Source organism: Herbaspirillum hiltneri N3 (assembly GCF_001267925.1).
GTDB classification, from domain to species: Bacteria; Pseudomonadota; Gammaproteobacteria; order Burkholderiales; family Burkholderiaceae_D; genus Herbaspirillum; species Herbaspirillum hiltneri.
Genome location: NZ_CP011409.1, coordinates 454,478 through 475,142, shown reverse-complemented (window position 1 = coordinate 475,142; position 20,665 = coordinate 454,478). Strand labels below are relative to the sequence as shown.

The window sequence follows — 20,665 nt, the reverse complement described above, 5'->3', positions numbered from 1 at the left end:
TTGTCGTTATCGTTGTCGTTCGTTGTCGTTCGTTGTCGTTATGGTGACGTGCCGCGCCGCTCACGCCAATTGCAGCGATGGCGACACCGGCCCGGCGCCTGCACCTGCACCGTCCTCCTCGCCGTCGTCATCCTCGCGCGCCTGCTGGCGCGCCCACATCTGCGCGTAGGCGCCATCGGCCGCGAGCAGCTGGGTGTGCGTGCCACGCTCGATGATACGCCCATGCTCCAGCACCAGAATCTGATGCGCATCGACGATGGTCGACAGGCGATGCGCGATGATCAGCGTGGTGCGGCTTTCGGCGATCTCGCTCAATTGTTCCTGGATCGCCTGCTCGGCCTTGGAATCCAGCGCCGAAGTGGCTTCGTCGAAGATCAGCACAGCCGGATTCTTCAACAACGTGCGCGCAATCGCCACGCGCTGTTTCTCGCCGCCCGAAAGCTTCAGCCCCCGCTCGCCGACTGTGGTCTCGTAACCGTCCGGCAGCGACTCGATGAAGTCATGCACATACGCGGCCTTGGCGGCGGCGACGATTTCTTCCTTGCTGCTGCCGGGCTTGCCGTAGCCGATGTTGTATCCGATGGTGTCATTGAACAGTACGGTGTCCTGCGGCACGATGCCGATGGCCTTGCGCAGCGAGGCCTGAGTGACGTTGCGCAGGTCCTGGCCGTCGATGGTAATCGCGCCGGCGTCGATATCGTAGAAGCGGTACAGCAAGCGCGACAGCGTCGACTTGCCCGATCCACTGTGGCCGACCACTGCGGTAGTGGTGCCGGCGGCAACTTCGAAATCGACGTCGAACAGGATCTGGCGCTTGCTCTCGTAGCTGAAATCGATATGCGAAAAACGCAGCGCGGCGCCGTTCGTCGTCAACGGTTTCGCATCCGGGGCATCGGCGACGTCCTTGTTCTGCTCCAGCAGCGAAAACAGGCGTTCCATGTCGGCCAGGCTTTGCTTGATTTCGCGATAAATGACGCCCAGGAAGTTGAGCGGAATGTACAACTGGATCATGAACGCGTTGACCAGCACCAGGTCGCCCAGACTCATCTTGCCGCTGATCACACCTTGCGTGGCGCGCCACAGGATCAGGGTTACCGCGATGGCGATGATGGCCGACTGTCCCGAGTTGAGCAGCGACAGCGATGACTGCGACTTGACCGCCGCGGCTTCGTAGCGCTGCAGGCCTTCGTCGTAGCGGCGCGCTTCGAAATCCTCGTTGCCGAAATACTTCACCGTCTCGTAGTTGAGCAGCGAATCGATGGCCTTGGAATTGGCGCGCGAATCGAGATCGTTCATGGTGCGGCGGAAGTGCGTGCGCCACTCGGTCACGGTGATCGTGAACACGATATAGAGCACCAGCGCGCCCGCCGTGATCACGGTGAACCAGATCTCGTAGTGCAGCACCAGGTAGACCAGCACCAGGGCAATTTCGATCAGCGTCGGCAAGATGCTGAACAGCGCATACGACACCAGCGACGATACCCCGCGCGTGCCGCGCTCAATGTCGCGCGTCATGCCGCCGGTCTGCCGGTTCAGGTGGAAACGCAAGGACAGCGCATGCAGGTGGCGGAACACCTTCAGCGCAATGGTGCGCACCGCACGCTGCGTCACTTTGGCGAAAATGAATTCACGCAATTCGGTAAACACCGTCGTCGCCAGCCGCAATGCGCCATAGGCCACCAGCAGCGTCAGCGGCAACACCAGCAGCGCCTGCGGATTGTTCGGGCCGACGGTCATGCGATCAACCAGTTGCTTGAGCAACAAGGGCACGCCGATGTTGGTCAGCTTGGCGCCGACCAGGAATGCCAGCGCCAGCAGTACGCGCCATTTATAGGTCCAGAGATAAGGCAGCAAGGTGGCCAGCGTTTGCCAGTCGCTGTGCGCAGGAACGGAAGGTGTACGCGCAGCTTGCGGCGCGGCGGAAGGCGGATATCGACGCATGAAAAAATTGCCCGGAAAAATTTGTGCTTTTGTTTTGCGGAGGAGCCGCGAAGATCCCGCGACTCCTATAAACTAGGAGGTTCTCCCTGATCTTCCGCATTATAAGAGTCCCCAGGACTTCACGCTTTCAAAAGGAAACGTAATGACCAGTCAGCACAATACCTCGCTGCCCGTCGGCAAAATGCCGCATCTGCGTGTGATGCCTATGCCATCCGACGCCAATGTCTACGGCGACGTCTTCGGCGGCTGGATCATGGCGCAGGTCGATATCGCCGGCTCGCTGCCCGCCACCAAACGCGCCAACGGCCGCGTCGCGACCATCGCGGTCAATTCGTTCCTATTCAAACATCCTGTCTTCGTCGGCGATCTGCTGTCATTTTATGCTGATATCGTCAAAGTCGGCAAAACCTCGATCACCGTCAACGTGGAAGTGTACGCCGAGCGCAATCGCCTGCAGGCCGAGGTCGTGAAGGTCACCGAAGCCACCCTGACCTACGTCGCCACCGACGAAAACCGCAAGCCGCGCGACCTGCCGCCGCTGGCCCCCGGCGATAGCGCGCCGATCACTAGCGGCCTGCAAGACCTCGGCGGCGGCTGGTGCGCCGCCTGACCCGTCCATTGTTTCATCCATTTTCCGGACCGGCGCGCGGTTTTCCGTGGCGCGCCGGCCTCCCAACCGCCCTTCACTCACCGCTCAAGATCATTCCATGACTTCCACTTCCGCACGCCCCGACATCCTCATCGCCGCCGCACTGCCGCCGCACCTGATGCAACGCCTGCAAGACACTTTCACCTGCCACGACGCCACCTCGCTGAGCGAAGCCGCATTGGCCGCCGTCGCACCGTCCATCCGCGGCATCGCCTCGAAGGGCGAAACCAAGGTCTCGCGCGAGTACATCGCCCGCTTCCCGGCGCTGGAAATCATTTCCGTATTCGGCGTCGGCTATGACGGTGTCGACGCCGTCGCCGCACGCGAGCGCGGTATCGAAGTGACCAACACGCCTGATGTACTGACCGACGACGTCGCCGACTTCGCCATGACCTTGCTGCTGTCGACCGCGCGCCGGGTGGTGGACGCCGACCGGTTCGCCCGCAGCGGCGAGTGGAAAAAAGGCCCGTTCGCGCTGACCACCAAGGTCACCGGTTCGCGCCTGGGCATCGTCGGCCTGGGCCGCATCGGCAAGGCCATCGCCAGGCGCGCCGCCGCCTTTGACATGGAAATTTCATATCACAACCGTTCGCCGCAAAGCGACGTGCCCTACCGCTACGTGGCCGACCTCAAGACGCTGGCCGGCGAAGTCGACTTCCTGGTGCTGTCGATGCCGGGCGGCGCCGGCACGCGTGCGCTGGTCAATGCCGACGTGCTCGACGCGCTCGGCCCCAAGGGTTTTCTGATCAACGTCGCGCGCGGTTCGGTAGTCGACGAGGCGGCGCTGATCAAGGCGCTGCAAGAAGGCAAGATCGCCGGCGCCGGCCTGGACGTGTTCGAGAACGAGCCCAACGTTCCGGACGCGCTGGCCAAGCTGCCGAACCTCACGCTGACGCCGCACATGGCCAGCGGCACCGTCATCACACGCACCGCCATGGCCGACCTGGCGTTCGATAACCTGCAGGCGCATTTCAGCGGCAAGCCGTTGTTGACACCTGTGCCGCGTTAAATCGGGAATCGGCATGAGCGCCATTGCAACCCGGCTCATCGCGCTCGACTGGGGCACCACGTCGCTGCGCGCCTATCGCCTTGGCGAGGATGGCGCCGTGCTGGACAAGCGCGGCCTGCCATGGGGCATCATGAATCTGCCGGTAGTGGAAGGCGACTTCAGCCGCGCGGCCGGTTTTGCCAAGGCGTTCGACGAAGCCTGCGGCGACTGGCTGCAAAGCAGTCCCGCCAGCCCGCTGATCGCCGCCGGCATGGTTGGCAGCGCGCAGGGCTGGCGTGAAGCCGGCTATGTCGATATCCCGCTCGCCGTGGCCCACGTCGGCAAGCAGCTGACGCACGTCGACCTCGGCGCCGGCCGCACGTTGCACATCGTGCCCGGCCTGCTGCAGCGCGCAGCGTTGCCGAACGTGATCCGCGGTGAAGAAACCCAGGTGGTCGGCGCACTGGACACGAGGCAAGACAGCGATGATGTCTTGATCGGATTGCCCGGCACCCACTCAAAGTGGATACGCGTACAAGACCGCATCATGACCCATTTCGACACCTTCATGACCGGCGAAGTGTATGCAGTGCTGAGCCAGCACACCATCCTTGGCCGCACCATGGAGCACCGCGAACAAAGCGATCCGGCCGCCTTCGAACGCGGCCTGCGTGTTGCGTCTTCGGAAGAGGGACGCGCCGGCGTGCTGTCGAACATCTTCAGCAGCCGCACCCTGGGCCTGGTCGGTCAGCTCGGCGCAAGCAGCCAGCCGGATTATCTCTCCGGCCTGCTGATCGGCCATGAAATCGCCGCGCTCAAGGCAACCCGCGCAGCCGCCGCCTGCACCGCAGAGCCGCACATCATCCTGATCGGCGACGACAAACTGTGCGCGCGCTACCGCACCGCGCTGAGCCTGTACGGACTGACCCGCCTCGACATCGCCGCGCAGGCGACTGAACGCGGCCTGTGGAAGATCGCGCGACAAGCCGGACTGCTGAACTGAACCGTCCGATTCACTGGAGAAGCACCATGTTGAAAGAAGCACTGAAACAATGCGGACTGATCGCGATCTTGCGCGGCATCCGTCCCGATGAAGTCGAAGCAGTCGGCCAGGCCTTGTACGATGCCGGTTTTCGCATCATCGAAGTCCCGCTCAATTCGCCCGAACCGTTCGAAAGCATCCGCGTATTGCGCAACGTGCTGCCGGCCAGTTGCATGGTCGGCGCCGGTACGGTACTGTCCCCGGCGCAGGTGCAGCAGGTCAAGGATGCCGAGGGCCAGTTGATCGTCATGCCGCACAGCGATCCGGAAGTCATCCGCGCCGCCACTGCCGCCGGCCTGGCCAGCGCGCCCGGCGTGGCAACCGTGACCGAGGCCTTCGCCGCGCTCGCAGCGGGTGCCGATATCCTCAAGATGTTCCCGGCCGAGCAGCTCGGGCCGGTGGTGGTCAAGGCCTGGCGCGCAGTGATTCCGGCCAGCGTCATGCTGGTGCCGGTGGGCGGCATCACGCCCGACAGCCTGAAGGAATTCACCGCTGCCGGCGCCTCTGCGTTTGGCCTCGGCTCGGCGCTGTACAAACCCGGCATGACGGTGGAACAGGTCCGCAAGAACGCCGATGCATTTGTCAGTGCATGGAAGCAGACCTGAACGCAATCTTGCGGCCATGAAAAAACGCGACCTTGAAGGTCGCGTTTTTATTTCCGTCGCAAGAAATCAGCGGCAATAAATCATGCCGCTTTCTTCTCGGTCTTCTTTTCATCGCGCAATTCACGGCGCAATATCTTGCCGACATTAGTCTTGGGCAGTTCATCGCGGAACTCGATGTACTTCGGCTTCTTGTAGCCGGTAAACTGCTCCTTGCAATACGCCATCAACTGCTCGGCGGTCAGCGACTTGTCCTTGCGCACCACGAACAGCTTGACCGCTTCGCCGGTGTGCTCATCGGGCACGCCGACGCAGGCGCATTCGAGCACGCCCGGATGGGCCGCGACCACGCCTTCGATTTCGTTCGGATAGACGTTGAAGCCGGAGACCAGGATCATGTCCTTCTTGCGGTCGACGATGCGGGTATAGCCGCGCTCGTCCATGATGCCGATGTCGCCTGATTTGAAGAAGCCGTCCGGCGTCATGACCTTTTCGGTTTCGTCAGGGCGATTCCAGTAGCCGCTCATGACTTGCGGACCGCGGATTGCAATTTCACCGGGCTTGCCAAGCGGCACCGGTTTGCCGTCGTCGTCCAGGATCTGGAATTCGGTCGACGGCAGCGGCAACCCGATGGTGCCGGTGTAATCGCTGATCGTGCACGGGTTCGCGCTGGCGATCGGTGAGGTTTCGGACAAGCCGTAGCCTTCGATGATCGGGCAACCGGTGACCTTCTTCCATTTGTCCGCCACCGATTTTTGCACCGCCATGCCGCCGCCGACGCAGCAGCGATAGCCGGAGAAATCCAGCTTGGCGAAATCAGGGTGGTTCAGCAGCGCGTTGTACAGCGTGTTGACCGCCGGGAAGGTGTTGACCTTGTACTTGCCGAGTTCCTTGATGAAGCCCGGGATATCGCGGGGATTCGGGATCAGCACGTTGAGTGCGCCTTCGCGCGTGCCCAGCATGTTGCAGACCGTCAGCGCGAAGATGTGATACAGCGGCAGCGCGCAGATGAACACCAGCTGGTCGAGCTTGGCACCCTGCTTGAGCGCCGGCATCAGCCATTCTTCCGCCTGCAGCACGTTGGCGACCAGATTGCGATGCGTCAGCACCGCGCCCTTGGCGACGCCGGTGGTGCCGCCGGTGTATTGCAAGAAGGCGATATCGTCATGGCCGACTTCAACCGGCGCCGGAGTCTTGCCGTGGCCGATCGACAGCGCCTGTTTGAAGGTGATCGATTGCGGCAGCGAAAATGGCGGCACCAGTTTCTTGACGTGGCGCACTACCAAATTGACGACGGCGCCCTTGAGGCCGCCGAGCATCTCGCCCATGCTCGCCACCACGACGTGCCGGACGCTGGTGTTGGCGATGACCTTGGCGAGCGTACACGCGAAGTTCTCAAGCACGAAGATGGCTTCGGCGCCGGAGTCCTTCAACTGATGTTCGAGTTCGCGCGGCGTGTACAGCGGATTGACGTTCACCGCGGTGTAGCCGGCGCGCAGAATGGCGGCGATGACGATGGGATATTGCAGCACATTAGGCATCATGATCGCCACGCGTGCGCCCTTTTTCAAGCCGGTGCCTTGCAGCCAGGCGGCTAGCGCCGTCGATAGCCGGTCCAGCTCGCGATAGGTCATGTATTTGCCCATGCAGACATAGGCATTGCGGTCGGCGTATTTGGCGAAAGCTTCGTCGATCAGCTGCACCAGGGATCGGTAGCGGTTCGGGTCGATGTCGGCAGGGACGCCTGCGGGATAAGATGCAAGCCAGAATTTGTCCATATTGTTCCTTTTGTCTCCGGTTCAGGGCGGCTGCCGGTTGTTTCCCGCGGCTTGGGCGCGCACTGCAAAAAAAGCACGGTTGTGTTTTTATTTAATGCAGATGCTATCGGCCAATCTCATTCAGGGCAAGTATTTTGAGGAAATTTAAGAAAATTTTCTTATTCCCTGCCGCGTTTCTTCCTGTTGCCTATAGCAACGCGATGGCAACGCGATGGCAACGCGATGGCAAGGCCCTACCATGCCCCATCTTTTCCAAATTGGCAACTTTTAAGGCCCGATGTTCATTTCGCCGCCGAATGCAGCGGTTGAACATTTTCCTGCAAGCGATCCAGCTGCTCATTGCGCGCCGTCTTGTCAAGTTTTGCCAGCGCCTTCACTCGCGTGAAAAAATCCGGAAAGCTGCTGCTGCGCCGGAACAGTTCGCGAAACGCCGGCACCCGGTCGTGATAGGTGCCGACCAGCGCCAGATGCGCATTTGACAGCGGCATGGCGAACCAGCGGTCGTAACCCGAGAAACCGCCCCAGCGCACTTTGAGCCGCTGGTATTCGGCGCGCAGTGCATCGAAAATCTCAGCCTTGCGACGCAGCTTGTCGGCATCGCTGCCGTCGCCTTCGTAGTTGGCCTCCAACTGAGACCGGTATTTCAGCAGGAGTTCAAGAAAGTCCTGCTTGCGTCCGGCGAATACCTTGTATGCCTCGCGCAGCTTATCGTCATGATGCGCCTGCAACCATCGCTCCAATCCGATTTCTTCAACCGTAGTCGCATACGACTCGTTGAACTGTGAATCGCCCTTGGCGTACACCACCTGATGGGCCAGTTCGTGGAAGATCAGCCGCGCCAGTTCAGCATCGGGATAATTGATGAAGGTCGACATCACCGGATCATTGAACCAGCCCAGCGTCGAGTAAGCCGGCACGCCCAGCACCTGGACGTCGTCGCCCTCCTTGACCAGGCCGTCGGCATATTGCTGCGCGTCCTGCTGGCTGTAGTAGCCGCGATAGTCGACGCAGCCGGCGACCGGGAAACACCATTTCCGCGCCGTCAGCGACAAGGCCGGCGCCGCCACCACATTCCACACCACGAAGGGGCGCTGCAGCTGCGCATAAGTCGTGTAACTGCCGTTATCGGGCAGCGCCAGTTGCTCCACCGCGAAGCGGCGGATCTCGCGCACCGCCAGCAACTTGCCGCGCAGGCGCTCGGAGGTATGCGGATCGGCCAGCCAGTCGTCGATCGGCCGCGCTTGCGCCAGCAGCGAAAACTGGCCGTGCGCCGCCTGCGCGTAATAACCGAGCGAACTGCAACCGGTCGCCAGTAGCAAAGCTGCGCCCAGGCTTGCCGCCAGGACGAATCTGGAAAGTTTGCTCAGACGCCGGACGGGCATGCTTCGACTTGCACCAGGACGTCGTAAAACGTCGGCGCATTGCCCATGTCGGTCAGGCGCTGGCTGGTCACTTCGTTGGCGTTCTTGCCGTCGCCGGAAAACTTCTTCCACCAGATCGACAAACCCACCACCAGCCCGACGCGCGCTTTCGGCGTCACGCGCGCCTTGGCCAGCATGCTGCCGCGGTCGTTGAAAATCCTGACCTCTGCACCATTGACGATGCCGCGCGCGGCGGCGTCGTCGGGATGGATGTCGAGATGCGGTTCGCCTTCGGTGTCGCGCAGGCTCTGCACGTTGACGAAGGAGGAATTGAGGAAGTTGCGCGCCGGCGGCGAGATCATCGCCAGCGGATATTTCTGCGCCAGCGCTGCATTGCTGGCCGCCGATTCATACGGCGCGATATACGTCGGCAGCGGATCGAGGCCGTCGGCGAGCATGCGCGCGGAATAGAATTCGCACTTGCCCGACGGCGTGCCGAAGCCGCCCTCGGCAAATGGTGCGGCCGGCATGTTGAGACGCTGCCAGCCTGTTTGCTTGAGACGCTCCCAGTCGTAATCGGCCGCGCGCGGATGGCTGCGATCAAAAGCCTGCGCGGCGATGGCGTCGTCGCTGTCGCTGAAGCAGTCTTCGGTGAAACCGATGCGCGCCGCCAGCAGGCGGAAGATTTCCGAGTTGGGCTTGGCTTCGCCGAGCGGCGCTATCGCAGCGTTGTTGGCCATCATGTAAACGTGGCCGTACGTCGCATGCACGTCGATGTGTTCAAGCTGCGTGGTGGCCGGCAAGAGGATGTCGGCGTAGTCCGCCGTATCGGTCTGGAAATGCTCCAGCACCACGGTGAACAGATCCTCGCGCGCGAAGCCCTGCGCCACCTTGCCCGACTCCGGCGCGACCGCCACCGGGTTGGAGTTGTAGACGATCATCGCTTCCACGCGCGGACCGAAATCGGCCGACGCCTCGCGCAGCAAATCGTCGCCGATGGTGCTCATGTTGATGGTGCGCGTCGGCACGCCATTGTTATGTTGCAGCAGCAGGTCCGGCCGCTGCAGGAAGGCGCCGTTCTTCGGGAAGGAATCAGAGGTCGACAACTGCAGACCGCCGCCGGCATGACGCCAGGCGCCGACCAGCGCCGGCAGGCAGGCGATATTGCGCACCGCCATGCCGCCGCCGCGCACGCGCTGCAAACCGTAGTTGGCGCGGATCAGCGTGATCTCGCCGCGTCGCGCGGCAGCGCCGTATTCGCGCGCCAGCTGCACGACTTCCTCGGCGCTGATGCCGCACACGTCGGCGGTATGCTGCGGCGTCCATTCCTGCACGCGCTGCTTCAGTTGTTCAAAACCCAGCGTGTGCTGCACGATGTAATCGGTGTCGAGCAGGTTTTCGTTGATCAGCACGTGCATCATGCCCAGCGCCAGCGCCGCATCGGTACCCGGCAACAGGGCGATATGCTGGTGGCATTTTTCGGCGCTCAGCGAGCGGTAAGGATCGATGGCGATCAGCTTGGCGCCGCGCCGTTTTGCTTCCTGCACGCGCATCCAGAAATGCAGGTTCGAGGCGATCGGATTGCCGCCCCAGATGATGATCAGCCTGGCATCCTGCACGTGTTCAGTGTCGGCGCCCAGGCGCGTGCCCACCGTGTACTTGTAGCCGGCCGCGCCGGCCGAAGCGCAAATGGTGCGATCCAGTTGCGAGGCGCCTATGCGGTTGAAGAAACGCATCGCCATCGATTCGCCCTGCACCAGGCCCATGGTGCCGGCGTAGCTGTACGGCAGGATGGCTTGCGGATTGCGCGCGGAGACTTCCTTCAGTCGCGCGGCGATCGTGTCGAGCGCTTCGTCCCAGCTGATGCGCTCGAATTTTCCTTCGCCCTTTTTCCCGACGCGCCTCATCGGATGCAGCAGGCGGTCCTTGTGATAGGTGCGGTCGGTATAGCGCGACACCTTGGTGCACAGCACACCGGCGGTGGTCGGATGATCAGGGTCGCCCTTCACTTCGGTGGCGACGCCGTCCTTGACGGTCACCAGCAAGGCGCACGTGTCTGGACAATCGTGCGGGCAGACGGCGCGGACGAGGATGGGTTCGGAAACGGAATTCATGGCGGTCAACTAAATGGAAGGCGCGACGGAATGGCGCGGCAAGCTGCTACTTTATCTTAAAATGCAGCATCATTTACGAAGCCTTCGCGATGTCATCCAGACAATCTTCCCTTCCCTCCGCTGCCACGCCCGTCGTCGAATTCTGGCGTGACGCCGACTTGCCGTTCTGCGAAGGCCGGCGCGCGATCGGCAGCGTCAGCTGTTATGCGCCGCATACGCACCCGACCTTCTCGATCGGCGTGGTTGACGCCGGCGCCAGCACCTTTTCGCTGCCGCTCCGGCAGATGCAGATCAGTCCCGGCGACGTGGTGCTGATCGGCGCCGACGAAGTGCATTCATGCAACCCCGGCGACCGGGAGAGCTGGGGCTATCGGATGTTTCATCTCGACCGCCGATGGCTGCTGCAATTGCTGAAGGAAAGCGGCATCGACGCCCTGCCGGCGTCGCAGGTGCTGCGCTCGCCGCGTGCGTCCGCGCTGATGGATGACGTCACCGCTGCCATGAGCGGCAAAGACGAGGCATTGCAAAAGGAAACCCTGCTGATCGCCGCGCTGTGCGAACTGTTCGATATCTGCCGGGAAGCCGGCGTCGAAATGCATCAGGCGCGTACCGCCGACCTGCAAAGCGTGCGCGATTATCTGCAAGAGCATTGCTGCCACAAGATCGCCCTCGATACGCTGGCGCAACTGGCCGGTGTCGGACGCTATCAACTGATCCGCCAGTTCCGCGCGCAGTTCGGCATGACGCCGCACGCCTTGCAACTCGACATGCGCATCAACCTGGCGCGGGACTTTCTGCGGCACGGCGTGGCGCTGGCCGAGGTCGCCTATCGCACCGGCTTCGCCGACCAGAGCCATTTCCATCGCATCTTCAAATCGCGCGTGGCGGCGACGCCGGCGCAATACCAGCTGATCGCCTAGACGGCGAGCACGACTGTCATCGCCAGCATCGTTCCGCCCAGCAGCAGGATGACGCCGGCCAGCCACTCGGCGCGCGCGAAATAGCGGGCGATCCACCCCGCGACGCGCGCATTCGACACCGCCAGCACCAGCCCCGCATCCCAGACGAACACCGCCGTGAACATCCACAAGCCGTACCACAGCTTGATGTGCATGCCGGTGCCGGCGCCGACCATCAGGGTGAACAGGCCGAGATAGAACAAGCCGTTTTTAGGGTTCAGACCGCCGGACAAAAAACCGGCGACGAAGCCGCGCAGGAATCCGCCGCGTTCCATGCCAGCGCCCTCCCCCGCCATCACCGGCGGCGCTGCCCGACCGGCCTGCATGAAGGACCAGCCGATATACGCCAGGTACGCCGCCGCCAGTAGTTTCATCACCGTCAGTGCCGCCGGGCTCCGCTGCAACAGGCTGAAGCCGGCCAATGCCAGCGCGATGTAGACGCCGTTGGCGCAGGCGATCCCGAGACTCGCGCCGATGCCGTTGCGGCGACCGTGGCGCAAGGCGCTGCGCAACAGCAAAAGAAAATCCGGCCCCGGGCTGACCAGCGCCAGCCAGTGTGCCGCCGCCAGCATGGCGAATTCCTGCATGACCATGGTGTATCGCTCCCTCGAAGATAAGGTAGCGATGCTAGGCGGCGCGGCGCCGGCCGTATTGAACAAAATTGCAAACTGCAGAATCGATGCCCAGCGTTTCTATTGTGCGTCGTTCAGATGGCAGGCTGACATGTGGCCCGGCGAGATTTCCCGGAGCAGCGGCTTTTCCACCGAACAGCGCGGCATGGCATGCGGGCAGCGCGGATGGAAGTGGCATCCCGAAGGTGGATTCAGCGGCGACGGGATTTCGCCCTTGACGGCGAAGTAGGTCGCCTTGCCGACTTCCAGTTTCGGCGCCGAAGCCAGCAGCGCCTGCGTATAGGGATGGTTGGCGCGCGCGAAGACGGCATCGGTGGGCGCCGATTCGACGATGCGCCCCAGATACATGATCAACACGCGGTCGGAGATATGCCGCACCACGCCGAGGTCATGACTGATGAACAGATAGGTCAGGTCAAGTTCGTCGCGCAGCTTGATGAACAGATTGAGCACCTGCGCCTGGATCGACACGTCGAGCGCCGCCACCGCTTCGTCGCAGACCAGAAATTTCGGTTTGACTGCGAGCGCGCGTGCGATGCCGACACGAGCGCGCTGGCCGCCGGAGAACTGATGCGGGAAACGGCGTAGCATGTCGCTGCTCAGGCCCACGCGCTGCAACAGGTCGGCGACGTAGTCCTGCTGCTCGCGCTTGCCGGTGATGCCATGCACGACCGGCGCTTCGCCGACGATGTCGACCACGCGCAAGCGCGGATTGAGCGACGCATAGGGGTCCTGGAAAATCATCTGGATCGCCAACTGGCGTTCGCGCCGTTGCTGCGGCGACAGCGCGTCAAGATCTTCCCCTTGCCACAGGCGCTGCCCTTCGGTCAGGCCGTGCAGACCCACCGCCATGCGGCCCAGCGTCGATTTGCCGCATCCTGATTCGCCCACCAAGCCGACCACTTCGCCGGCGTCGATGTGCAGGCTGACATCGTCAACTGCATGCACCACTTCCTCGTGCAGGACTTTGCCGAACGGCCGGGTGATCAGGTTGGACGTCTTCGCCGCGCTGTCGAGCGGTTTGACGAAGCGTTTGGAAACGTGGCGCAGTTCCAGCAATGGCGGCATGGCGGCGTGCTTCTGGTTCATGCGATGCTCCCTGCCGGCGCATCGGCCATCGGATGGAAGCAACGCAAGGCGCGGCCGTCGACGATGCGCGTCTCCGGCGTCTGCGCGCATTCGATGGTGGCGTATGCGCAGCGGTCGCGAAAGGCGCAGCCGGCGGGCAGTTTCAACAGCGACGGCGTGCTGCCGGGAATCTGGCGCAAGGCCTGGCCGCGCGGATTGCGCGATGGCGCCGAGGCAATCAGGCCGTGCGTGTAGGGATGGCGCGGGTGGGTGAGCACCCGGGCGACGTCCCCGCTTTCAACGATGCGCCCGGCGTACATCACGCTGACGGTGTCGGCCAGCCCGGCGACCACGGACAGATCGTGGGTGATCCAGATCAGCGCCGTACCGGACTCCCGGCACAGCTTCTGCATCTCGAACAGGATCTGGCCCTGGATGGTGACGTCGAGCGCAGTGGTCGGTTCGTCGCAGATGATCAGGTCCGGCTTGTTGAGCAGCGCGATCGCGATGGCGACGCGCTGGCGCATGCCGCCCGAGAACTGATGCGGATAGGCGTTGAGGCGTTCGTCCGGCGCGGCGATGCCGACGCGCACCAGCGCATCGCGTGCCATCGCCAGCGCGGCATCCTTGCTGACGTCCTGATGCGCGCGCACGGCTTCGATCATCTGCGTGTCTATGCGCAGCACCGGGTTCAGCGTCATCATCGGATCCTGGAAAATCATCGCGATGCGGTTGCCACGGATGCGCCGCATTTCTTCGGCCGGCAGGCTGCGCAGGTCGCGGCCGTTGAGCAGGATGCGGCCACCGGCCACTTTTCCCGGCGCGTCGATCAGTCCCATGATGGAATAACCCGTCATCGACTTTCCTGAACCGGACTCGCCGACCAGTCCCATGACCTGGCCCTGCTCGACCGCGAAGGATACGTCATCCACCGCGCGCGCAATGCCGCCGCGCGAAAGGAAGTGCGTCTGCAGGTTTTCTACTTGCAAGGCGGCGGTCATCTCATTGTCCTTGCAGGCGAGGATTGAGGACGTCGCGCAACTGGTCGGCGACGAGGTTGATCGCCACCACGGTCGCCAGCAGCGCCACGCCGGGGAAGAAACTGATCCAGTATTTTCCCGACATCAGGTATTGGAAACCGTTGGAGATCAGCAGTCCCAGCGACGGTTCCGTCACCGGCAGGCCGAGCCCGAGGAAGGACAGCGTCGCCTCCAGCGAAATCGCCGACGCCACCTGCAGCGCGGCGATCACGATCAGCGGCGGCAGGCAATTCGGCAGCAGGTGGCGGAACATGATGCGCAGCAGCGACAGGCCGAGCAGGCGCGCAGCTTCGATGTATTCCTTCTTGCGCTCCACCAGCGCCGTGCTGCGCGTGGTGCGCGCGTAATACGCCCATTGCACGGTGACCAGCGCGATGATGATCTTGTCGATGCCGCGCCCGGTCAGCGCCAGCAGGATCAGCGCCACCAGGATCGGTGGAAACGCCAGCTGGATGTCTGCCACGCGCATGATCAGCGCCTCGGTGCGACCGCCTGCATAACCCGCCAGCAAACCCAGCGACAGGCCGATGGCCAGCGCAATCACGGTGCTGGTGACGCCGACCATGACGGAAATGCGCAGACCATAAAGAATCGCTGACAGCATGTCGCGACCCTGGTCGTCTGTGCCGAGCAGATAAGTGAGATTGCCTTCCATGGCGCTCTTGCCCGGCTCCAGGCGCGAGTCCATGACGTCGAGATGTTCGAGGTCGTAGGGATTCTGCGGCGAGACCAGCGGTGCAAACAAGGCTGCCAGCAGGATCAGCAGCAGCAATGCAAATCCGACCGTGGCGACGCGACTGGAGAAGTAAGCTTGCAGGAAGCGCGTGAACGGCGTGTCGGCCTGGATGATTTTCCGGGTGTATTTCGAAACCATGTCAGCCCTTCGCTTCCGACAAGCGCACGCGCGGATCGAGCAGCGAATACAGCAGGTCGACACACAGATTGATGAGGATGAAAATGGCCACGATCAGCGACAGGAAGGCAACGATCACGGGCCGGTCGAGCACGCGTATCGAGTCGATCAGCAGCTTCCCGACGCCGGGCCAGGCGAAGATGGATTCCGTCACGATCGAGAACGCGATGATGGAGCCGAACTGCAGCGCCACCACGGTGACGATGGGAATCAGGATGTTCTTGAGCACGTGCACGCCGATGATGCGGCTGTTGCGCAGCCCCTTGGCGCGGGCGAACTTGATGTAATCCTGCAGCAGTGCTTCCTGGGTGCCGGCACGCGTGAGGCGGATGATCAGCGCGATGTTGAACAGCGACAGGTTGAGCGCAGGCATCAGCAAATGCCTGAGTCCGTCCCACGTCAGGAAACCGAACGGGATGCCGAACAGCAGTGCGGTCTGGCCGCGTCCACTGGTCGGCAGCCAGCCCAGCTCGACTGCGAACACCATGATCAGCATCAGCCCGACCCAGAAAGTCGGCAGCGAAAAACCGAAGATCGATACCGTCATGATGGTCTTGCCGGCAAAACTCCGGGGGCGCAAACCCGCCCATAATCCCAGCGGCAATCCGATCACGATGGCGATCAGGATCGCAGCCACGGCCAGTTCCAGCGTGGCCGGCAGGCGCTCGAGGATCAGTCCCAGCGCCGGCGTGGCGTACACGAAGGAGCGTCCCATGTCGCCGGCAAAGGCGTTCTTGATGAAGTAAAAGTATTGCACCCACAGCGGCTGGTCCAGCCCGAATGCCGCAATCACGCGCGCGCGCTCAATCTGATCGGCGTCGGCGCTGATCAGGATATCGATGGGATTACCGATGGCATAGACGCTGACGAACACCAGCAGCGACATCAGCAGCAATACGGCAAGGCTCTGGACGCAGCGGCGAATAATGAAGACAAGCATTGGCGGTTGGCTGGTGAATTGACTGGAATTTATTTCATGACAGGATACGCAAAATTGTCCCGGCCGGGCATCCCGGCGACGCCGGGTCGGTATTGCGCCAGCCGGAAAGTGCAGATGGTGCAGAAATCATGCAAAAGAAGCAACTACATTTATGGAAGCTGTTCAAGCCTGGGAGTAATATAGACGACACCGCGACAAAGCACTTGCCGTCGCACTCCTCAACGCATCATGTCGAAATGGCAACATAGCAGCAAGGTACGCACCATGAAACTCATCGATCCCATCACCAAATTCCACGCCGAGTTGCAAAAGATCCGGCGCGATATCCACGCTCATCCCGAACTGAGCTATGAAGAACAGCGCACCTCCGACGTCGTCGTGCAAAAGCTGACCGAATGGGGAATCCCGGTAGTGCGCGGACTGGGCGTCACCGGCGTGGTCGGCATCATCAAGGGCGGCGACGGTCCGCGTGCGATCGGCCTGCGCGCCGACATGGACGCATTGCCGATGCCGGAGCTGAACACCTTCCCGCACGCCTCCAAAAACGCCGGCAAGATGCACGCCTGCGGCCACGACGGCCATACCGCCATGCTGCTGGGCGCGGCGCATCACTTGTCGCAGCACCGTGATTTCGACGGCACCGTCTATGTGATTTTTCAGCCTGCGGAAGAAGGCGGCCGGGGCGCCGAGCGCATGATCCAGGACGGCCTGTTCGAAAAGTATCCGATGGACGCGGTGTTCGGCATGCACAACTGGCCGGGCATGAAAGCCGGTACCTTCGGCGTCACGCCGGGACCGATGATGGCTTCCAGCAATGAGTTCGAAGTAATCGTCAAAGGCAAGGGTTCGCACGCGGCGCAACCGCACAAGTCCATCGACCCGGTCATGACGGCGGTGCAGATTGCACAGAGCTGGCAGACCATCGTCTCGCGCAACGCCAATCCCAACGATCCGGCGGTGTTGTCGATCACCCAGATCCATGCCGGCAGCGCCACCAACGTCATTCCCGACAACGCCAGCCTGATCGGCACTGTGCGCACCTTCAGCACACCGGTGCTGGACCTGATCGAACGCCGTATGCGCGAAATTGCCGAGCACACGGCCGCGGCCTTCGATGCCGACGTCGATTTCAAATTCCAGCGCAACTATCCGCCGCTGATCAATCACGCCAAAGAAACCGCGTTCGCCGTCGAAGTCTTGCAAGGCATCGTCGGCGCCGAGAATGTCGATGCCAAGGTCGAGCCGACCATGGGTGCGGAAGATTTCGCCTTCATGCTGCAGCACAAACCCGGTTGCTACGTCTTCATCGGCAACGGTGAAGGCGGCCATCGCGACAGCGGCCACGGCCTCGGTCCGTGCAACCTGCACAATCCCAGTTACGATTTCAACGATGATTTGCTGCCGCTCGGTGCGACGTATTGGGTGCGCCTGGCGGAGGCCTTCCTGAAGCCGCAATAAACTCTGTTGATCGCGTAAAAAAAACGGCGGGCCGTCATGGCACCGCCGTTTTTTCATTGCCTACTTTGTGAGAATCGCCACGGCCTGCTTGCCGTAGTTCACGATGTAACCGCCGTTCTGCTGCTGCCAGGCGCGCGCGGTCGGCTCGTCGGGAAACCAGTTCTGCTCGAAGTCGCCGAACCGGCCCTGCTCGAAGCGATAGCGATCCAGCAGCGCCGTATCGCGGCGGTCGATCTCCTGCTTGCAGACGTCCCAGCTTGCGAAACCGAGTTCGCGCGCCAGCGTGTGCAGGATATGCTTGAGCTGCAGGGTTTCGCGCACGTTGTACAGATCGGTGACGGCGAGTTCCGGCATGAGACCGGCGTCGATCACCCGGCGCAGCACCGGCAAGGCCTTGCTGGGCTGGTCGGCGCGGCCGTCGCGCACCAGCCGGCGCGCATGACGGCGCAGGAATTCACTGTTGCTGCAGGCTTCGCCGGCAACAGTGCGCGATTGTTTGAACAGGGGATGGGAGGTAGACCACATAACGTTCCTTTCATATCGACCGTTCTCGCTACGGTCATATCAAGGTTTCAACGTCAGGGCATATCCGAAAAGGAAGGTGCGCGTAACAATGAACAGGTGCGTCAGCTTTCGCGAGACCGGGCCTCCTGTCAGGCCCGGCGCCATTGTAGCGGCTTTCTCGCGCGGCCCGCAACCTCAGGCCGCAAACTATGTTCACGAACCGTTGTTTCGGGCATCATCGCAAGACAAATCATAACAAGGAGAAACAATGAAACTGCTCGCCGATATCCTGGTGGCGCTGATCGCCATACTGCACGTCTGGATCCTCGTGCTAGAGATGTTCCTGTGGACCAGGCCGCTGGGGCTGAAGACCTTCCGCCAGTCGCGTGAAGCCGCCGAAGCGTCCAAGGTGCTGGCCGCCAATCAGGGACTTTACAACGGCTTCCTCGCAGCGGGCCTGGCGTGGGGGCTGATCTCCGGCGACGGCGCGATCAAGCTGTTCTTCGTCGCATGCGTGCTGGTGGCGGGCATCTATGGCGGCCTCACCGCCAAACGCTCGATCCTGTACGTGCAGGGATTGCCGGCCTTGCTGGCGCTGCTTGCGCTGCTGGCGGTGCGTTAAGAGCGGCGTTTTGTCAGCCGCGCAGTCTATTGCTGCTGCGGTGACGGCGTCCGTCCGGCCACCGTGGCCTGGCGCAACAAGCGGATGTCGCCGTACCAGGCTTCGACTTTTTCTTCGGTGTTGTCGGTGTCGGTCAGCACACCGACGCCGATCAGCCGTCCCGGCTGTTCGCCGTACACCTTCACGTAGTCGTCGACGATGTTACGCTGGTAGCTGACCCACCGGCCCACGTTGGCGGCGCCGCTTTCAGCCACCAGCATCTGGATGCGGCCGGTGCGCGTATTGGCGATGACGGTCTCTTTGGGCGCTTTGTTTTCCCAGATGTACATCAGCGTAGCATAGGGGAAGTCATGCCCCGATACCAGCTTGGCGGTGTCGAACAGGATCGTGTCCATGAAAGACAGCTTGCTCTTGTCGCCGTCGAAAGCCAGCACGATGCGCACCGGCGAATCTTCGGTGTCGCGGAAACGGTTGTCGGCAGTCTTGATCAAGGCCGAGGTCTTCCAGCTCCAGGTCAGCCACGGCTGCTTGACCGGATCGATATTGACCTGATGCCGCAAACCCGACGAGGCCTTGTCGGCGAAGGCGCGCAATACCGTGCGCTCGCCGTCCTTGACCAGGCCGTAGTCGGTCGTCTTCTTCTTGCGCATCAGGACCAGCGGTTCCCAGTCTTTCGGCAGACCTTCGACGGGATTGTTCGAGAACAGCGCCAGCGCCTGGTCCAGCTTGACTTGCTTGGCGACCGGATCATGCGTCTTTTGCGTGTTGGCGCACGCCGCCAGGATGGCGACTGCACCGGCCAGCATGGCCAGGCGCAAGGAAGACGGCAGCGAAGATGTGATGGAAGACTTCATGGATTCCCGGCGAAATTGCGATGATGGAACAAGGATGGAAAGTGGGCGTCGCTGCGATCAGATTTTTTCAGTTCAGTTTTGCTGGCGCAGGATGTTGATGAACATCTTCCCTATCGACGACAGGGTGGCGTTCTTGCGGGTCACGATGCCATAGTGCTCGATGCGGGTCTTCAGATGCACGGGGAGGATGCACAGCATCTGCTTGGCCGCGAAGAAGTGCGCGATATCCAGCGGCATCACCGCCACCATGTTCGACTGCGCCAGCAAGGTGACGGTGACGAAGGGGGATGCCGTTTCGATAACATTGGCCGGCACCTTCATTCCTTCCAGCTTGAATTCATGCTCGATCCAGATGCGCATCGGCATATTGCTGGAGTACAGGATCCACGACGCGGTCGACAATTCCTGCAGGCGCACCTTCTGCGCGGTCGCGAGGTGATGCTCGAGGCCGGTGACGATGCACATCGGCTCGCCGCGCAGCATTTCATAGTTATACAGCTGCGGCTGCGAACTCACCGACGAACGCCCCACCATGAGGTCGATGCGGCCCTGGTCAAGCAGCAACAACTGGCGCGCGCTGGTGTCTTCGGTGATTTCGATCGACACTTCCGGCTGCACCTCGCGAAGGCGCGTCAGGGCGCGCGTCACCAGCGGTGCGGCGCCCATGATGGTGCCGATCGACAACCGGCCGCCCTGCCCGGTCAGCATGCCTTGCAATTCGTCGCGCAAATTGCTGATGTCGCTCTGGATCAGGCGCGCATAGCGGATCACGCAGCGGCCCAGCTCGGTCGCTTCGATGCCGCGCGTGGACCGGTCGAACAGCGTCACGCCCAGCGCCGACTCCATTTCGTGCAGCGCCTTGGTGGCCGCCGGTTGCGTCATGTGCATGACCTCGGCAGCCTTGTGCAGCGAACCCTGCTCGTCAAGCGCCGTCAGCAAAGCCACCTGCTTGAAACGCAGGCGGCTGACGATGGCGCTCACCGAGGGCAAAACCGCAGGTGTTTCCTCCGTTGCCTGCAGTTGGTTATCACCCGATGAATTAAGGTCATTAGACATCGTTAGGGAAGCCTCTTATATTTTGTCCGGCAAAAACATAATGCTAACGCATCCATACTCGGGAGGATGTGAATAATTTCATGGAGACATTGGCGAAATTGATCTGAGCGCCGTTGCTGACAGCAACTGCCTGCAATCGATTCG

The 20,665-nt window shown here is 62.1% G+C and carries 19 protein-coding genes; 7 read left to right on the top strand and 12 right to left on the bottom strand.

What is annotated here, in order from left to right:
• Nucleotides 1-60: 60 nt before the first annotated feature.
• Nucleotides 61-1,941 carry an ABCB family ABC transporter ATP-binding protein/permease gene (locus F506_RS02145; protein WP_053195131.1) on the bottom strand — a complete coding sequence of 627 codons (1,881 nt, stop codon included), beginning with the start codon at nucleotides 1,939-1,941 and terminating at the stop codon, nucleotides 61-63.
• 142 nt (nucleotides 1,942-2,083) lie between these two features.
• Here F506_RS02145 and F506_RS02140 point away from each other — a divergent pair, with 142 nt between their 5' ends.
• The 4 genes from F506_RS02140 to F506_RS02125 all read left to right on the top strand — a co-directional run bounded on the left by F506_RS02140 (nucleotide 2,084) and on the right by F506_RS02125 (nucleotide 5,225).
• Nucleotides 2,084-2,551, top strand: a complete 468-nt coding sequence (locus F506_RS02140) for an acyl-CoA thioesterase (protein WP_053195130.1) — start codon at nucleotides 2,084-2,086, stop codon at nucleotides 2,549-2,551.
• Nucleotides 2,552-2,648: 97 nt separating this feature from the next.
• Complete coding sequence (locus tag F506_RS02135; RefSeq protein ID WP_053195129.1) at nucleotides 2,649-3,599, top strand: 2-hydroxyacid dehydrogenase; 951 nt, start codon at nucleotides 2,649-2,651, stop codon at nucleotides 3,597-3,599.
• 13 nt (nucleotides 3,600-3,612) lie between these two features.
• A complete protein-coding gene (locus F506_RS02130) occupies nucleotides 3,613-4,581 on the top strand; it encodes a 2-dehydro-3-deoxygalactonokinase (protein ID WP_053195128.1) in 969 nt (322 codons plus the stop codon).
• 26 nt (nucleotides 4,582-4,607) lie between these two features.
• Nucleotides 4,608-5,225 carry a 2-dehydro-3-deoxy-6-phosphogalactonate aldolase gene (locus F506_RS02125; protein WP_053195127.1) on the top strand — a complete coding sequence of 206 codons (618 nt, stop codon included), beginning with the start codon at nucleotides 4,608-4,610 and terminating at the stop codon, nucleotides 5,223-5,225.
• An 80-nt stretch (nucleotides 5,226-5,305) separates the two neighbouring features.
• Here F506_RS02125 and F506_RS02120 read toward each other — a convergent pair whose 3' ends face one another.
• The 3 genes from F506_RS02120 to F506_RS02110 all read right to left on the bottom strand — a co-directional run bounded on the left by F506_RS02120 (nucleotide 5,306) and on the right by F506_RS02110 (nucleotide 10,475).
• Nucleotides 5,306-7,000 (bottom strand): long-chain fatty acid--CoA ligase, encoded by a 1,695-nt coding sequence (locus F506_RS02120; protein ID WP_053195126.1) that lies wholly within the window; start codon nucleotides 6,998-7,000, stop codon nucleotides 5,306-5,308.
• A gap of 281 nt (nucleotides 7,001-7,281) precedes the next feature.
• Nucleotides 7,282-8,382, bottom strand: a complete 1,101-nt coding sequence (locus F506_RS02115) for an aminopeptidase (RefSeq protein WP_053195125.1) — start codon at nucleotides 8,380-8,382, stop codon at nucleotides 7,282-7,284.
• Nucleotides 8,364-10,475, bottom strand: coding sequence for a molybdopterin-containing oxidoreductase family protein (locus tag F506_RS02110; RefSeq protein WP_053201161.1), 2,112 nt, complete (start codon nucleotides 10,473-10,475; stop codon nucleotides 8,364-8,366). The genes F506_RS02115 and F506_RS02110 overlap by 19 nt, the downstream gene beginning before the upstream one ends.
• A gap of 89 nt (nucleotides 10,476-10,564) precedes the next feature.
• On the opposite strand from F506_RS02110, the gene F506_RS02105 reads away from it, so the two are divergent.
• Nucleotides 10,565-11,395 (top strand): AraC family transcriptional regulator, encoded by an 831-nt coding sequence (locus F506_RS02105; RefSeq protein ID WP_053195124.1) that lies wholly within the window; start codon nucleotides 10,565-10,567, stop codon nucleotides 11,393-11,395.
• Here F506_RS02105 and F506_RS02100 read toward each other — a convergent pair.
• The 5 genes from F506_RS02100 to F506_RS02080 all read right to left on the bottom strand — a co-directional run bounded on the left by F506_RS02100 (nucleotide 11,392) and on the right by F506_RS02080 (nucleotide 16,027).
• Nucleotides 11,392-12,027, bottom strand: a complete 636-nt coding sequence (locus tag F506_RS02100; RefSeq protein ID WP_053195123.1) for a LysE family translocator — start codon at nucleotides 12,025-12,027, stop codon at nucleotides 11,392-11,394. The two genes, F506_RS02105 and F506_RS02100, sit on opposite strands and share 4 nt — an antisense overlap.
• A 99-nt stretch (nucleotides 12,028-12,126) precedes the next feature.
• Nucleotides 12,127-13,155: an ABC transporter ATP-binding protein gene (locus F506_RS02095; RefSeq protein WP_053195122.1), complete on the bottom strand. Its 1,029-nt coding sequence runs from the start codon at nucleotides 13,153-13,155 to the stop codon at nucleotides 12,127-12,129.
• Nucleotides 13,152-14,135 (bottom strand): ABC transporter ATP-binding protein, encoded by a 984-nt coding sequence (locus F506_RS02090; RefSeq protein WP_053195121.1) that lies wholly within the window; start codon nucleotides 14,133-14,135, stop codon nucleotides 13,152-13,154. The genes F506_RS02095 and F506_RS02090 overlap by 4 nt, the downstream gene beginning before the upstream one ends.
• Nucleotide 14,136: 1 nt before the next feature.
• The gene (locus F506_RS02085) at nucleotides 14,137-15,048 is read right to left on the bottom strand and encodes an ABC transporter permease (protein ID WP_053195120.1); all 912 of its coding nucleotides are present in this window, start codon (nucleotides 15,046-15,048) and stop codon (nucleotides 14,137-14,139) included.
• Nucleotide 15,049: 1 nt separating this feature from the next.
• Nucleotides 15,050-16,027, bottom strand: coding sequence for an ABC transporter permease (locus F506_RS02080; protein WP_053195119.1), 978 nt, complete (start codon nucleotides 16,025-16,027; stop codon nucleotides 15,050-15,052).
• 264 nt (nucleotides 16,028-16,291) lie between these two features.
• Here F506_RS02080 and F506_RS02075 point away from each other — a divergent pair, with 264 nt between their 5' ends.
• On the top strand, nucleotides 16,292-17,485 hold the full coding sequence (locus tag F506_RS02075) for a M20 aminoacylase family protein (RefSeq protein WP_053201159.1): 1,194 nt from the start codon (nucleotides 16,292-16,294) through the stop codon (nucleotides 17,483-17,485).
• A 60-nt stretch (nucleotides 17,486-17,545) separates the two neighbouring features.
• Here the strand turns inward: F506_RS02075 and F506_RS02070 are convergent, their stop codons facing one another.
• Entirely contained in the window at nucleotides 17,546-18,010 is a 465-nt protein-coding gene (locus F506_RS02070; protein WP_053195118.1) for a hypothetical protein, read from the bottom strand.
• 247 nt (nucleotides 18,011-18,257) lie between these two features.
• Between F506_RS02070 and F506_RS02065 the strand changes: the two genes are divergently transcribed.
• Nucleotides 18,258-18,611 (top strand): DUF1304 domain-containing protein, encoded by a 354-nt coding sequence (locus F506_RS02065; RefSeq protein ID WP_053195117.1) that lies wholly within the window; start codon nucleotides 18,258-18,260, stop codon nucleotides 18,609-18,611.
• A 26-nt stretch (nucleotides 18,612-18,637) separates the two neighbouring features.
• On the opposite strand, the gene F506_RS02060 is transcribed toward F506_RS02065, so the two are convergent.
• Together F506_RS02060 and F506_RS02055 are read right to left on the bottom strand one after the other, a co-directional pair.
• Nucleotides 18,638-19,465, bottom strand: a complete 828-nt coding sequence (locus F506_RS02060) for a DUF3047 domain-containing protein (RefSeq protein WP_235471339.1) — start codon at nucleotides 19,463-19,465, stop codon at nucleotides 18,638-18,640.
• Between the two features lie 72 nt (nucleotides 19,466-19,537).
• Entirely contained in the window at nucleotides 19,538-20,521 is a 984-nt protein-coding gene (locus tag F506_RS02055) for a LysR family transcriptional regulator (RefSeq protein ID WP_053195116.1), read from the bottom strand.
• Nucleotides 20,522-20,665: the final 144 nt, after the last annotated feature.

Coding starts and splice junctions, on each gene's coding strand:
- F506_RS02145 (WP_053195131.1), bottom strand. CDS start 1,941: ATGCGTCGATATCCGCCTTCCGCCGCGCCGCAAGCTGCGCGTACACCT.
- F506_RS02140 (WP_053195130.1), top strand. CDS start 2,084: ATGACCAGTCAGCACAATACCTCGCTGCCCGTCGGCAAAATGCCGCAT.
- F506_RS02135 (WP_053195129.1), top strand. CDS start 2,649: ATGACTTCCACTTCCGCACGCCCCGACATCCTCATCGCCGCCGCACTG.
- F506_RS02130 (WP_053195128.1), top strand. CDS start 3,613: ATGAGCGCCATTGCAACCCGGCTCATCGCGCTCGACTGGGGCACCACG.
- F506_RS02125 (WP_053195127.1), top strand. CDS start 4,608: ATGTTGAAAGAAGCACTGAAACAATGCGGACTGATCGCGATCTTGCGC.
- F506_RS02120 (WP_053195126.1), bottom strand. CDS start 7,000: ATGGACAAATTCTGGCTTGCATCTTATCCCGCAGGCGTCCCTGCCGAC.
- F506_RS02115 (WP_053195125.1), bottom strand. CDS start 8,382: ATGCCCGTCCGGCGTCTGAGCAAACTTTCCAGATTCGTCCTGGCGGCA.
- F506_RS02110 (WP_053201161.1), bottom strand. CDS start 10,475: ATGAATTCCGTTTCCGAACCCATCCTCGTCCGCGCCGTCTGCCCGCAC.
- F506_RS02105 (WP_053195124.1), top strand. CDS start 10,565: ATGTCATCCAGACAATCTTCCCTTCCCTCCGCTGCCACGCCCGTCGTC.
- F506_RS02100 (WP_053195123.1), bottom strand. CDS start 12,027: ATGGTCATGCAGGAATTCGCCATGCTGGCGGCGGCACACTGGCTGGCG.
- F506_RS02095 (WP_053195122.1), bottom strand. CDS start 13,155: ATGAACCAGAAGCACGCCGCCATGCCGCCATTGCTGGAACTGCGCCAC.
- F506_RS02090 (WP_053195121.1), bottom strand. CDS start 14,135: ATGACCGCCGCCTTGCAAGTAGAAAACCTGCAGACGCACTTCCTTTCG.
- F506_RS02085 (WP_053195120.1), bottom strand. CDS start 15,048: ATGGTTTCGAAATACACCCGGAAAATCATCCAGGCCGACACGCCGTTC.
- F506_RS02080 (WP_053195119.1), bottom strand. CDS start 16,027: ATGCTTGTCTTCATTATTCGCCGCTGCGTCCAGAGCCTTGCCGTATTG.
- F506_RS02075 (WP_053201159.1), top strand. CDS start 16,292: ATGAAACTCATCGATCCCATCACCAAATTCCACGCCGAGTTGCAAAAG.
- F506_RS02070 (WP_053195118.1), bottom strand. CDS start 18,010: ATGTGGTCTACCTCCCATCCCCTGTTCAAACAATCGCGCACTGTTGCC.
- F506_RS02065 (WP_053195117.1), top strand. CDS start 18,258: ATGAAACTGCTCGCCGATATCCTGGTGGCGCTGATCGCCATACTGCAC.
- F506_RS02060 (WP_235471339.1), bottom strand. CDS start 19,465: ATGAAGTCTTCCATCACATCTTCGCTGCCGTCTTCCTTGCGCCTGGCC.
- F506_RS02055 (WP_053195116.1), bottom strand. CDS start 20,521: ATGTCTAATGACCTTAATTCATCGGGTGATAACCAACTGCAGGCAACG.